This is a genomic window from Candidatus Shikimatogenerans bostrichidophilus, from assembly GCF_033372575.1.
Taxonomy (GTDB): Bacteria; Bacteroidota; Bacteroidia; order Flavobacteriales; family Blattabacteriaceae; genus Shikimatogenerans; species Shikimatogenerans bostrichidophilus_L.
This window is the reverse complement of record NZ_CP104094.1, coordinates 1-15,302: the sequence shown is the minus strand read 5'-3', so window position 1 is coordinate 15,302 and position 15,302 is coordinate 1. Positions and strand designations below refer to the sequence as shown.

Below are 15,302 nucleotides of genomic sequence, written 5' to 3'. Positions count from 1 at the left end.
TATTTATATTATATTAATTTATTATTTTATATAATTTTATTATTTCATATATATTTAATTCTTCTATTCTTTTAAAAAACAATTTATTATTTTTTTTATTTTTTAAATAATTAAATAATGAATTTTTTATTATTTTTCTTTTATATTTAAAACATTCTTTTATAAATAAAATAAATTTTTTATATTTTATATTATTTATTTTTAATAAATTTGTTTTTTTTTTTTTTAACTTAATTACTGTTGAATTTACTTTTGGAATAGGAAAAAAATTTTTATTATTTATATTAAATAATTTAATTACTTTAAAATATAAATTAATGTTAATTGATAATTTAGTTTTAAATTTCTTATTAAGACTTAATATACTATTTACAAATTCTTTTTGAAACATACCAATACATTCAACTATATATTTTTTATTCTTTATTATCCATAATATTAATTTACTTGATATATTATATGGAAAATTACCAATTATATAATATTTTTTATAACCTAATTTTTTTAAATTACAATTTAAAATATTTTTATTAATTATTTTATATTTTTTAAACTTTTTTTTTAATATATTAATTAATGTTTTATCAATTTCTATTAATATAATTTTTTTTTTTTTTATTTTAATAATTTCCTTACTTAAATTTCCTATTCCTGCACCTATTTCTAATATACAATCATAATTAATATTACTTTTTTTTAATATATTAATTATTTTTATTATATAATAGTTATTAATTAAATAATTTTGACTATAATATTTTTTTATTTTCATCTATTATTTAAAATATTTTTTATTTTATTAATATCATTTTTATAAATTTTATTAAATATAATTTTATTTTTATTAATTTTATGATTATTTAATTCTTTTTTATTTAATATTATATTATTTATATCTTTTCTTTTTAAGTTTAAAATATTTAATAATTTTTTATTTGTATTAGGTAAATATATATATGATAAATAACTAATCATTATAATAATTTTAAATACTATATACATTATATAATTAACCTTTTTTTTTTCTTTTATATTCCATGGTTTTTTATAAGATATATATTTATTACCAATTCTTGATAAATTAATAAATTTACATATTGAATCCTTAAATTTAAATTGTTTAATTAATTTATAAATTTTAATTGGATATTTATTAATTAATTTTAATATTTTTTTATCTTTTTTTTTTATATTTAATGGTTTTAAAATAATTCCATTACTTTTTTTGTTTAATAATACTATTGATCTATTGATAAAATTACCTAATATTCCTATTAATATTGAATTATTATATAATCTTAAATTTTTTAATGTAAAATTTGTATCTTTATTTTCTGGCATATCCATAATTAATGCATATCTTATTGTATCTTGCATATTAGGTAAAATAGTTAATATTTCATGTAAATTTATTGTCCAATTATTAGAGGTAGATATTTTTTTACCTTCTAATTTTAAAAAATTATTTGATTGTATATAATTAGGAATTATCAATTTCTTATTATAATTTTTATATATTATCGGTAATAAAATACTATGAAAATAAATATTATCTTTTCCTATAAATGTTATTAATCTAGTATTATTATTTTTCCAATATTTATACCATTTTATTTTTTTTTTTTCACAATATTCTATACTAGAAGATAAATATCCTATTAATGCATCAAACCATACATATATTACTTTATTTTTATATTTTTTAATTGGTAATTTTACTCCCCATTTTAAATCTCTTGTAATTGATCTATTTTTTAAACTTTTTAAATAATATTTTATATTATTAATTACATTTATTTTATTATATTTGTTATTAATTAAATGATTTAAGTAATTATTTATTAATTTTTTATTATCTTTAATTTTTATAAAATAATTAATAGTTTTTTTTAAAATTGGTTTTTTTTTACTTAATATAGATATAGGTTTTAATAATTTTCCTTCTTTTATTATATTTCCACATTTTTCACATTGATCAGAATAAGAATTTTTATTATTACAATAAGGGCATATTCCTATTACATATCTATCCGATAAATATTGTTTGTAATATTTATCATAATATTCATAACTTGTTTTTTTTTTTAACTTTTTTTTAACTAATAATTTTTTAAATATTTTTTTTACTAAATTATGATGTTTTTTTTTTGTAGTTCTATAGTAGTTATTTAATTTTATATTAAATATTTTTAAATATTTTTTATTATAATTATGATATTTATTTATTATATTTTTAATATTTTTTTTTTCATTTAATGATTTTATTAAAATTGATGATCCATGTTCATCAGATCCTGAAATATATATTACTTTTTTTTTATTATTTAATCTTAAATATCTATAATATATATCACTTGGTATATATATCCCTGACATATGTCCTATATGTATATAACCATTAGTATAAGGAAATGCAGCAGTTATTATATACCTCATTAATTATTATTATTTAATAAGGCTATTTTTATTATATCATCTAACTTATCTATATAATAGATTTTTATATTTTTTAATAAATTTTTATTAATTTCTTTTACATCATTTATATTTTTTTTAGGTAAAATTATGTATTTTATTAATGATCTTTTAGCCCCTAATATTTTATCTTTAATTCCCCCAACGGCTAATATTTTACCACTTAATGTTATTTCTCCTGTCATTGCAGTATAAGGTTTTATTTTTTTATTAGTTAATATTGATACCAATGATGTAAAAATTGTTACTCCTGCTGATGGTCCATCTTTATGAATTGAACCTTCTGGGATATGTAAATGAATATCATAATTAATTAATAATTTGTAATTAATATTATATTTTTTATAATTAGCTTTTATATATTTCATAGAAATTATAACTGATTCTTTCATTATTTTTCCTACATTACCAGTAATACTTAATTCTCCTTTTCCTTTCATTATATTAGTTTCTATATATATAATTTCTCCGCCATATTTAGTCCATGCTAATCCGACACATACCCCTGGTATATTAATAATTTCATAATTATTATGTATCTTAGAATTACCTAATATTTTAGTTACTAATTTATTATTTATTTTATATATAATTTTTTTTTTCATTACTATATTTTTTGCTATATTTCTAATTATTTTTTCTATACATTCTTTTAATTTTCTTATTCCACCTTCGTAAGTATAATTTAAAATTATATTTTTTAATATTTTTTCTTCTATTTTAATATTCTTGTTTATTCTGTTAATGCCATTATTTTTTATTAGTTGTGGGATTATAAAATTTTTAGCTATATTTATTTTTTCTTCTACTATATATCCATTTATATTAATTATTTCCATTCTATCTAATAAAGCATCATTTATATTATTAATATTATTTGCAGTAGCAATAAATAATGTTTTTGATAAATCATATCCAATTTCTAAATAATTATCATAAAAATTTTTATTTTGTTCTGGATCTAATATTTCTAACATAGCTGATGAAGCATCTCCATTATATCCTATACTTATTTTATCTATTTCATCTAAAACAAATACTGGATTTGAACTTTTAGCTTTTTTTATATTTTGTAATATTCTTCCTGGCATTGCACCTATATAAGTTTTTCTATGTCCTCTTAATTCTGCTTCATCATGTAAACCTGCTAATGATATTCTTACATATTTTCTATTTAATGCTTTAGCAATAGATATTCCTAATGAAGTTTTACCAACGCCTGGAGGACCATATAAACATATAATAGGAGATTTTACATTACCTTTATTTAATTTATAAACTGCTAAATATTCTAATATTCTATTTTTTATTTCTTTTAATCCATAATGATTATTATCTAATAATTTTTTAGCTCTTTTTAAATCATAATTATCTTTTGTATATTTATTCCATGGTAAATTAATAAGATAATTTAAATATTTAATATTTACGTTATATTCTGGTAATTGATTATTTATTTTTTTTATATTTGAAAATTCAGTTTTAAAATGTTTTTTAACTTTTTTAGATAATTTTTTTTTTTTTTTATATAATTTAAATAATGATATTAATAACTTATCTTCCTTAACATTAAAGATTTCATGAATAATATTAGAATTAGGATTATATTTTAATTTAAATTTTTTTATTTTTTTATTTATTTTATCTTTTATCTTTTTATAATATAAAACTTTTTTATATTCTAATTTTAAAATTATTAATAGTATATATAATTTTTTTATTATATTATTTTCTTCTAATAAAATTTGTTTATAAATATAATTAAATTTAAAATTAACATTTATAATATTTATTAATTCTAATATACATTTTGTTTCTAATATATTATTTATTAAATTATTATTTAAATAATCATTATATTTAATTATTTTTATAGTTAAATTTTTTATTAAGTCAAAATATATTAATGATTTTTTATTATTAATATTATTATATTTAATTCTTTTTATTTTTGCTTTAAAATACTTATTATTATTATTTGATAATTTATTAATTATTTTAAATCTATATTTTCCTTTTACTATTAATATTATATTTTTTTTAATATTTATTATTTTTAATATTTTTCCTATTGTTCCTATATTATATATATTAATATTTTTAAAATTATTATTAATATAAAATTTATTTTTAAAATCTAAAAAAAAATTTTTATTTAATTTTAAAGTTTTATTAATTTTTTTTTTAACTGTAATTATTCCTATTAATTGTTTATTTTTATATAAGTTTCTTATTTTATTAACTATATTTTTATTTTTTATGTTAATCATTAATAATAATCCTGGCAATAATACATTATTATTAATAGATAATATATCATATATATTATTAATTTTATTATTATTAATTTTATTTATATTATTAATTCTTTTTATCTTTTCTTTCTTTATATAATTTTTGTATCTTTTAATAATATTCATAAATTAAATTTAATAATTATAATAATGAATATTAATAAAAAAAATATCATTATTGGTATAGATCCTGGAATTAATAATATAGGTTTATCAGTAATAGAATATAATAATAATAAAATTTATATACATTTATTAAAAGAAATAAAAATTAATTCCATTAATAATATATATTTAAAATTAATTACTATTTATTTAAAAATTAAAAAAATTATTTTATTATATAAACCTACTTTATTAGTTATTGAATCAATATTTTTAGGAAATAATGTTAAAACTATGATAAATTTAATTAAATTACATACAACTATTTTAATATTATTTATTTATTATAATATTCCTTTTATTGAATATTCTCCTAAAACTATTAAATATATAATTTCAGGTAATGGTAATTGTAGTAAACAGAATATTAAACTAATTTTAGAAAATATATTAAATAAAAAATTAAATTATAATAAATCATATGATTATATAGATAGTTTAAGTATAGTTATTTGTCATATTTTAATAATTAAAACTAAACTTAATTTAAAATAAAATATTAATAATTTTATTTTTTATATAAATTATTTTTTTATAATTTTTAACATTTAAATAACTATTATTAATTATTTTTTTTATTAAATATTTTTTATTATTATTTTTATTATTTACATAAATAATAATTTTTTTTTTATTATTTATCATAACTATATATTTATTTTTTTTTTTAATTAAATATTTATTATTTATTTTAGGATTTTTTTCAAAAAATATACTTTTTTTATTTCCTAATAAGTACCATATTTCTTCTGATATATAAGGTGCAAATAAAGATAATAAAATTATAAATTTTTTAATAATTTTTTTATTTTTACATTTTATTTTAATAATTTTTTTTAATGTTATCATTAAATAACTTATAGAAGTATTTAAATTATAATTTTTAAAATCATTATTTATTTTAAGTATTAATTTATTAATTATATAATTTTCTTCAAAATTCGGTTTATTTTTAAACCAATTATCTTTAATATTAATTATATAATTCCATATTTTATTTAAAAATCTATATATACCTTTTATATTATTTACATTCCATATTTTTTTTTTATTAAAAGGTCCCATAAATACTTGATATAATCTTAAAGTATCTATTCCATATTTATTAATTATTTCATCTGGATTTACTATATTTAATTTTGATTTTGACATTTTTTCTAATTTTAGTTTACATATAAATTTTTTATTATTATTTAATTTAAATTTGTATTTTTTATATATTTTATTAAACTTTATAAATTTATTAATATTTAAATATTTTTTATTATTTATATAATCTTTTATAACATATACTTTTTGATAATATTTTTTATTATTTATTTTATCATATGAAACAAATATATTTTTATTTTTTTTTTTATATATTATATTGGAATAATACAAAATTATTCCTTGGTTAATAAAGTATTTAAATGGTTCTTTTGAATTCAATAATTTTATATCTTTCAAAAATTTATAACAAAATCTAGAATATAATAAATGGCCATTAGTATGTTCAGAACCACCAATATATAAATCTACATTTTTCCAATATTTTATATATTTACTATTTACAATTTCATTATTATTATAAGGATCTATAAATCTTATATAATACCAATTTGATGCTGCTACACTAGGCATAGTATTAACATCTAATTTATATATATGATTATTATTATTAATTAATTTTTTACTAACTATAGTATTAGTTTTATTATTCCAAGCCCATTTATCATAATTTTTTAATTTTAAAATATTAATATTTTTTATATAAGGTAATTTTAAAGGTAAACTATTAATATCTATATTATAAGGGATATTATGTTTATAATATATTGGTATTGGTTCTCCCCAATATCTTTGTCTTGAAAATACAATATCTTTTAAATTAAATATTATTATTTTTTTAATATTTTTATTGTTAATTTTAATATTTTTTATATTAAAATCTTTTTCTAAATTTAATATTTTATTATTTTTTAATTTAAAAAATTTATCATTATTATTAGTGGTAGTATATACATTATTTAAACTTTTATTAATAAAATAATTACTTATATATAAGTTAATTTTTTCATTATTACTATTATATATTTTAGTATTAATTAATATTTTTTTATTTTTATTATAATAAATACTTTTAATTATATTATTTATTTTATTTTTTTCTTTTATATAATTATTTATTAATATATCTGTATTAGTTGAAGGGGCTACAAAAATTATATTTTTTATTCTATTTATATCTTTTTTCTTATAACAATATAATTTTAATTTTACTTTATTATTTTTTAAATAAAATTTATTAACCTTTTTTTTTCCTATCCATTGTTTTTGAGAATTTTTTATTTTTTTAGGCCATCTAATATATTTAAAATCTTTTAATAATCTATTACAATATTTAGTAATTCTAATATGCCATTGTAACATTTTTTTTTTTATTATTTCATAACCTCCTCTTATACTTTTTCCGTTATTAATTTCTTCATTAGATAATACAGTAGATAATTTAGGACACCAATTAACATAAGTTTTTTTTAAATAAATTAATCTAAATTTATTTAAAATTTTATTTTTATTATTTTCATCTAATAAATTCCATTTAATTAATTTTTTATTTAAATAAAAATTTTTATTTTTTATTTTTTTAATTAAGAGATTTATATTTTTTGCTTTATTTTTATCATACCATGAATTAAATAATTTTATAAATATCCACTGTGTCCATTTATAATATTTACTACTATGAGTAGTTATTTCTCTATCCCAATTAAAAAATACTCCTAATCTTTTTATTTGTTTTTTAAAATTTTTAATTGATTTTTTTATTATTTTTATCGGATGTTCATTATTATTAATTGCATAATGTTCAGCTGGTAAACCAAAAGAATCAAAACCTATAGGATTTAATATATTATAGTTTTTTCTTAATTTATATTTAGCTATTATATCTGAATATATATATCCTATTGTATGTCCTACATGTAAACCATATCCAGATGGATAAGGAAACATATTAAGAATATAAAATTTTTTTTTATTTTTTTTATTAAATTTTAAAAAATTAATTTTTTTATGTTTTTTAATCCATTTTTCCTCTATATTTTTAAAATTATATTTCATTTAATTACCATATTTAATTTTTTATTTTTATTATTAATATTATTATATTTATATTAAAATATAATTTTTTATTGCCGATGTAGCTCAATTGGTAGAGCCCGTGATTTGTAATCTCGTAGTTGTAGGTTCAAATCCTACCATCGGCTTAATAATATTTTATTATGATGGGGAGATACTCAAGTGGTTAACGAGGACAGACTGTAAATCTGTTGATTTATTATCTTCGTAGGTTCAAATCCTACTCTCCCCATAAAATTGCGGAAATAGCTCAATTGGTAGAGCATCAGCCTTCCAAGCTGAAGATTACGGGTTCGAGACCCGTTTTCCGCTTATCTTATATTATAATTAATAAAATAAAAATTAATTAAATGTCAAAAAAAAAATTTATTAGAAATAAACCTCATATAAATATAGGTACAATTGGCCATGTTGATCATGGTAAAACAACATTAACTGCAGCGATTACAAAAGCATTATCTATAAAAGGTTTAGCCGTAGAAAAAAAATTCTCATCTATAGATAATGCACCAGAAGAAAAAGAAAGAGGTATCACTATTAATACTTCACATATAGAATATGAAACAGAAAATTATCATTATGCTCATATTGATTGTCCTGGACATTCAGATTATATAAAAAATATGATTACTGGGGCTGCTCAAATGGATGGAGCTATATTAGTAATAGCTGCAACTGATGGACCTATGCCACAAACTAGAGAACATATATTATTAGCTAAACAAGTAGGTGTACCAAATTTAATAGTATTTATAAACAAAATAGATTTAATAAAAGATAAAGAATTATTAGAATTAGTAAAAATTGAAAGTAAAGAATTATTAAGTTATTACAATTATAATAATGTACCAATTATAGAAGGTTCTGCATTAAAAGCACTAAACGGTGACAAAAAATATATAGATATTATATATAAATTAATGAATACAATTGATAAACATATTCCTAATCCTATTAGAGATATAAATAAACCTTTTTTAATGTCAATAGAAGATATATTCACAATTACTGGAAGAGGTACTGTTTGTACAGGAAAAATTGAAACTGGTACTATAAAAATAGGTGATCAAATACAATGTATAGGAATGAATAAAAAAATTGATACTACAGTAACAGGAATAGAAATGTTTAAAAAAATATTAGATAAAGGTGAAGCTGGAGATAATGTTGGACTATTATTACGTGGTATAGAAAAAAAACAAATTAAAAGAGGAATGGTTTTATGTGCACCAAATTCAATAAAATCATATAATAAATTTAAAGCTCATATTTATATTCTTAAAAAAGAAGAAGGTGGAAGACATACTCCATTTTATAATAAATATAAACCTCAATTTTATTTAAGAACTATTGATATTACAGGAACTATTAATTTAGAAAAAGGAATAGAAATGGTTATGCCAGGAGACAATATTAATGCAACTATTAAATTAGAAAAATATATTGCTATTAATAAAGGATTAAATTTTGCTATTAGAGAAGGTGGTAAAACAGTAGGTGCAGGAAAAATAACTGAATTATTATAATTATTATAATTATTATAATAATTATAATTATTTATTATATATATTAATATAAAATAATTATAAATAACGGATGTAGCTTAATTGGTAGAGCTTCGGTCTCCAAAACCGAATGATGTAAGTTCGAATCTTACCATCCGTGAATATAATAATAAATAAAATATATGAAAAACAAAAAATGGTATATAATAAAAATAAAAAATGGAGAAGAAATTAATATAATTAATAGAATAAAATATAATTTATTAAAAATAAATAAATTAAAATATATTAAATATATATTTATACCTACAAAAAAGTATATAAATATTAAAAATGGAAAAAAAATAATATATAAAAAAAAAATTTTACCTAGTTATATGTTTATTAATATATATTTAAATAAATATATATTTTTAATTTTAAAGAAAATTAAAGGTATATTTGGCTTTTTAAATGAAAGATATAAAAATTTACCTTTAAATATTAATAAAAATGAATTAAAAAAAATTATTGATATTAATAATAATAATAATAATAATAATTATAAAATAGGTGATAATGTAATAATAAATTCAGGAATATTTAATAATATTAATGGAAAAATAGAAAAAATTAATAATAATAATGTTATATTATCTATTAATTTTTTAGGTAAAAAAACTAATTTAAAATTAAACATTAATAATATTAATAAATATTAACTTATTAGAATTATTTGTATATAATTAAATTACATATATTATGATTTTATTATAAATAAATTAATTATGTGTGATAATATTAATAATGATAATAAATTAGAAAAAATATTTAATAAAATAAAAAAAGATAATAAAACTAAATTTGATTCTTCAATTGATATTTATATAAATTTAATATTTAATAAAAAAAAAAATAAAACTAATAATATTAATCTAATTAAAGAAAACTTATTATTACCTTATGGAAATGGAAAAAAATATATTATTTTAGCTATTATTCCTAAAAATAAAAGAAAACAAATTAAAAAATTAAATTATAAACATATTTATATAGGAGGTAATAAATATATAAATAAAATAAAAAATAAAAAGTGGACTAAATTTAATGTAATTGTAACTACAAAACATTATATTAATAAAATATTAAAGTTAGGTAAAATATTAGGTAGTAAAGGTTTAATACCTTCTAATAATTATATTACAAACGACCCATATAAAGAAATTAAAAATATTATTTCAAGCAAATATATAGAAATTAAAAATAATAATAACAAAATAATTAATATTACTATAGGAAAAACTTCCTTTGAAAATAAAATATTAATTAAAAATTTAAAATTTATTTTAAATAAAATTGAAATAATAAAAAAGAAATATTTGTTTAATATTAAAAACATATATTTATCTAGCACTATGGGAACAAGTTTTAAATTAAATAATTAATATATTACTTAAATTATTAAATAACTATATGATTAATAAAAAATTTAAAAAAAAAATATTAAATTATTTAAATATATTATTTAATAAATATAAAAATTTTTATATTATTGATATATCCAATTTTAATTCTAATAAATTATTTATTTTAAAAAAAGATTGTTACAAATTTAATATTAAATTATTAAAACTAAAAAATACTTTATTTAAAAAATATTTAATTATTAATAAAAAAAAATATATATTTAATAAATTATCTTCTCTATTAATTAATAATAATTCAATAATGTTTTCAAATAATGCTAAAAATATTGCTAATGTAATAAAAAATAATAAAAAATTAAATAATAATTATCCTATTTTAAAAGTTGCCTATATAGATGAATATGATATATTTTATTATGGCGATAAATATGTAGATATATTATGTAATTTAAAATCTAAAAATGAATTAATTAATTATATTATTTTTATATTAATTAATAAAATTAAAAATTTTATTAAGTTTATTATTCAATATAATAAAATTAATATTTTAAATATTAATAAAATATTATTTAATAAATTAAATATTAATTAATTTATTAATAATATGAAATATATTAAAATTATAATAATAGCTTTAAGCTATTAGTAAATTAAATTAATAATAATAATGTATAAAAAAAAAATTTATTTAACTAACAAAAAAGTTAATTATCCAGATTTTTTATTACCACAATTACAATCTTTTAAAAAATTTATTAATTTTTACTCTAACAATATTAATAATAAAAAAAATTATTTATATAAAGTATTAAAAAATATATTTCCTATTTATAATAAAAAAAATAATATATATTTAAAGTTCTTAAATTATTATATAGAACAACCAAAATATTCAATAAATGAGTGTATAAAATATAAATTAACATATAATATATCTATTTATTTAAAACTTAAATTAACTAATAATAATAAATCAATTATAGAAAAAGTATATTTAGGTACATGTCCATTAATTACTTCAAAAGGTTCATTTATAATAAATGGAAATGAAAGAGTAATAGTATTTCAAATTCATAGATCACCTGGTTTATTTATTGGTAATAATAGTGCAAAAATTATACCTAAAAAAGGTTCATGGTTAGAATTCAATTTAAATAAAAATAATATTTTATATCTAATAATAGATAAAAAAAATAAAATACCTTTAACTACATTTTTAAAAGCCATTGGGTATAAAAGTGAAAAAAAAATAATGAAAATATTTAACGTTATTAAAAAAATTAAAGTTAAATATTCAATTAATGCTAAAAATGCATTTGACATTATTATTAATAATAAATTATTAATTAAAAAATATGATATAATTAACAATAATAATATTAAATTACTATTAAATAATAATATTAATAAAATATATGTAATAAAAAATAATATATTATTTAATATTTATTATAATACTATTAATAAAGATTTATATAATAATAAAAAAGATAATGTTAAATATCTATATTCTATATTAAATAATAATTTACCACCTAATTATAAAATAGCTAAAAATTTTATTTATACTAAATTTTTTTCAAAAAAAAAATATAATTTAGGTAATATAGGAAGATATAAAATTAATAAATTTTTTAATATTAAAAATAATTTAAAAATAGTTAACAAGAAAGATATTAAATATATAATTAAATTTTTAATTAATTCTTTTATTTATAAAAATTATATTGATGATAATGATAGTTTATCTAATAGAAAAATAAAACATATTGGTGATCAATTATATAATTTATTTTATATTGGTTTAACTAGATTAGCTAATATTATAAAAGATAAATTCAATTATCATTATAAAGATAAGAATTTAATTAAAAAATTAACTCCTAATAATTTAATTCATTCTAAAATTTTATCTTCTTTAATAAATAATTTTTTTTGCACTAGTCAATTTTCTCAATATTTAGAACAATCAAATCCGTTATCTGAAATTACACATAAAAGAAGATTAACTTTATTAGGTCCTGGAGGATTAATAAAAGATAGAGCTAGTTTTGAAGTAAGAGATGTAAATTATTCACATTATGGAAGATTATGTCCTATTGAAACACCAGAAGGACCAAATATAGGATTAATTTATTCATTATGTTTATTTACTAAAATAAATAAAATGGGATTTTTAATTTCTCCTTATTATAAATTAAATAATTGTAAAAGAGGTAAAAAAAAAATTTATTTAACTTCCTACGAAGAATATAATAAAATTATAGCACCATATAACATAAATAATAAAAATAACATAATAATAGGAAGAAAAAATAATGAATGTAATTTTTATAAAATAAAATATTTAAATTATAAAGATTATTATTATAATCAAATGTTATCAATATCAGCAGCTTTAATACCATTTATAGAACATGATGATGCAAATAGAGCATTAATGGGTTCTAATATGATGAGACAAGCAATTCCTTTATTAAAATTAGAACCACCTATAGTAGGTACAGGAATAGAAAAAAAAGTAATATATTATTCTAGAAATTATATAAATGCTAAATATAATGGAATAGTAAAATATGTTGATTCTAGTAAAATTATAATCAAATATAAATATACTAATAATAAATTAAATTTTAACAAAAAATATTATATACATAAATTAAAAAAATTTAAAAAAACTAATCAGAATACTTGTATTAATTTAAAACCTATTGTAAAAAAAGGACAAAATATAAAAAAAAATCAAATATTATGTGAAGGTTTTTGCAATAAGAATGGTGAATTAGCTTTAGGAAAAAATTTATTAGTTGCTTTTATGACTTGGAAAGGTTATAATTTTGAAGATGCTATAATAATATCTAAAAAAATTATTAAAAATGATACATTTACTTCTATACATATAGAAGAATTTACCTTAGAATTAAAAAATAATAAATTAGGTAAAGAAGAATTTACTAATGATATTCCTAATTTAAATAAAAATGAAACTAAAAATTTAAATAAAAATGGTTTAATTAAAATAGGAACTTATGTAAAACCTGGGGATATATTAATTGGTAAAATAGTACCTAAAGAAAAATCAATTATAAGTCCAGAAGAGAAATTATTAAAATTAATATTTGGAAATAAAGCTGAAAAAGTAATTGATAAATCTTTAAGAGCACATTCATCATTATATGGAGTAGTTATAAAAACAGAGATTTTAAATAAAAAAAATAATAAAAAAAATAAAATAAATAAAATAAATAAAATAAATAAATTAATATTTAGTAAACAAAAAAATAAATTATATAAATCTTTTTTAAAAAAAATTTATAATATTATAAAAAATTGTAAATTAAAAAAAAATATTTTAAATTATATTAAAATTAATTTTAATAATTTAAATAAAAAACAATATATTAATCAAATACATAAATTATTGTTAAAATATAATAAATATTTTATATTTTTATTTGATTTAAATAAAATTAAATTAAATAATATTTATTCATTAATAAATAATTATAATTTCAAAATTAAATATTTAATTAATAAGTTTAAAATTAATAAAAATAAAAATCAAATTTTTGATGAATTATCTAATGATATAATTAAAATTGCTAAAGTTCGTATAGCTATAAAAAGAAAATTAAAAGTAGGTGATAAAATGTCTGGTAGACATGGAAATAAAGGTGTAATCGCAAAAATATTAAATGAAGAAGATATGCCTTATCTTAAAGATGGTTCAATAATAGATATTATTTTAAATCCTCTTAGTGTACCTTCTAGAATGAATATTGGTCAAATTTTAGAATCCATCTTAGGTTATATAGGATATAAAAATAAAATTAGTTTTTATTCCCCTGTATTTAGTGGTAATTCAATTGATAATATTAATTATTATTATAATAAATATAATAACTCTATTAAACTTAAAAAATATTGTCAAACTGATTTATATGATGGTTTAACTGGTGAAAAATTTAATAAAAAAGTAACTATAGGAGTAATATATATGTTAAAATTAGGTCATATGGTTGATGATAAAATACATTCTAGATCTATTGGACCATATTCTTTAATTACTCAACAACCATTAGGAGGTAAATCGCAATATGGAGGACAAAGATTTGGTGAAATGGAAGTATGGGCTTTAGAAGCATATGGCGCTTCTAATATATTAAGAGAATTATTAACAATTAAATCAGATGATATAATTGGAAGAAAAAAAACTTATGAAGCTATTGTAAAAGGTAAAATAATTCCTAAACCAGGAATTCCAGAATCATTTAATGTATTAATAAAAGAATTAAAAGGTTTATGTTTAAATATAAAATTAAAATAATAAT

Annotated in this window: 10 protein-coding genes and 4 tRNA genes; 10 read left to right on the top strand and 4 right to left on the bottom strand. The window is 15.0% G+C overall.

The genetic code is table 11. The annotated features are described in order from the left end of the window. Positions 1-13: 13 nt before the first annotated feature. The 3 genes from rsmA to lon are packed head-to-tail and all read right to left on the bottom strand — an operon-like array spanning position 14 to position 4,895. Positions 14-772, bottom strand: coding sequence for a 16S rRNA (adenine(1518)-N(6)/adenine(1519)-N(6))-dimethyltransferase RsmA (gene rsmA / locus N2590_RS00070; RefSeq protein WP_318165781.1), 759 nt, complete (start codon positions 770-772; stop codon positions 14-16). Further along, positions 769-2,436, bottom strand: a complete 1,668-nt coding sequence (gene metG, locus N2590_RS00065) for a methionine--tRNA ligase (protein ID WP_318165780.1) — start codon at positions 2,434-2,436, stop codon at positions 769-771. The genes rsmA and metG overlap by 4 nt, the downstream gene beginning before the upstream one ends. Continuing rightward, the gene (lon, locus tag N2590_RS00060; protein WP_318165779.1) at positions 2,436-4,895 is read right to left on the bottom strand and encodes an endopeptidase La; all 2,460 of its coding nucleotides are present in this window, start codon (positions 4,893-4,895) and stop codon (positions 2,436-2,438) included. The genes metG and lon overlap by 1 nt, the downstream gene beginning before the upstream one ends. Positions 4,896-4,919: 24 nt before the next feature. Here lon and N2590_RS00055 point away from each other — a divergent pair, with 24 nt between their 5' ends. Further along, a complete protein-coding gene (locus N2590_RS00055; RefSeq protein ID WP_318165778.1) occupies positions 4,920-5,429 on the top strand; it encodes a crossover junction endodeoxyribonuclease RuvC in 510 nt (169 codons plus the stop codon). On the opposite strand, the gene N2590_RS00050 is transcribed toward N2590_RS00055, so the two are convergent. After that, the gene (locus N2590_RS00050) at positions 5,421-8,039 is read right to left on the bottom strand and encodes a class I tRNA ligase family protein (RefSeq protein ID WP_318165777.1); all 2,619 of its coding nucleotides are present in this window, start codon (positions 8,037-8,039) and stop codon (positions 5,421-5,423) included. The two genes, N2590_RS00055 and N2590_RS00050, sit on opposite strands and share 9 nt — an antisense overlap. A 73-nt stretch (positions 8,040-8,112) precedes the next feature. Here N2590_RS00050 and N2590_RS00045 point away from each other — a divergent pair. The 9 genes from N2590_RS00045 to rpoB all read left to right on the top strand — a co-directional run bounded on the left by N2590_RS00045 (position 8,113) and on the right by rpoB (position 15,298). Continuing rightward, a tRNA-Thr gene (locus N2590_RS00045) sits at positions 8,113-8,185 on the top strand. A 20-nt stretch (positions 8,186-8,205) separates the two neighbouring features. Continuing rightward, a tRNA-Tyr gene (locus N2590_RS00040) sits at positions 8,206-8,289 on the top strand. Between the two features lie 7 nt (positions 8,290-8,296). After that, positions 8,297-8,369: transfer RNA gene (locus N2590_RS00035), tRNA-Gly, on the top strand. 38 nt (positions 8,370-8,407) lie between these two features. After that, positions 8,408-9,583 carry an elongation factor Tu gene (gene tuf, locus N2590_RS00030; protein WP_318165776.1) on the top strand — a complete coding sequence of 392 codons (1,176 nt, stop codon included), beginning with the start codon at positions 8,408-8,410 and terminating at the stop codon, positions 9,581-9,583. Between the two features lie 66 nt (positions 9,584-9,649). After that, a tRNA-Trp gene (locus N2590_RS00025) sits at positions 9,650-9,722 on the top strand. Between the two features lie 22 nt (positions 9,723-9,744). Further along, positions 9,745-10,263, top strand: coding sequence for a transcription termination/antitermination protein NusG (gene nusG, locus N2590_RS00020; protein WP_318165775.1), 519 nt, complete (start codon positions 9,745-9,747; stop codon positions 10,261-10,263). 66 nt (positions 10,264-10,329) lie between these two features. Beyond that, on the top strand, positions 10,330-10,986 hold the full coding sequence (locus N2590_RS00015) for a ribosomal L1 domain-containing protein (RefSeq protein WP_318165774.1): 657 nt from the start codon (positions 10,330-10,332) through the stop codon (positions 10,984-10,986). A 28-nt stretch (positions 10,987-11,014) separates the two neighbouring features. After that, positions 11,015-11,563: a 50S ribosomal protein L10 gene (gene rplJ, locus N2590_RS00010; RefSeq protein ID WP_318165773.1), complete on the top strand. Its 549-nt coding sequence runs from the start codon at positions 11,015-11,017 to the stop codon at positions 11,561-11,563. 75 nt (positions 11,564-11,638) lie between these two features. Continuing rightward, positions 11,639-15,298 carry a DNA-directed RNA polymerase subunit beta gene (gene rpoB / locus N2590_RS00005; protein WP_318165772.1) on the top strand — a complete coding sequence of 1,220 codons (3,660 nt, stop codon included), beginning with the start codon at positions 11,639-11,641 and terminating at the stop codon, positions 15,296-15,298. The last annotated feature ends 4 nt before the right edge of the window (positions 15,299-15,302 follow it).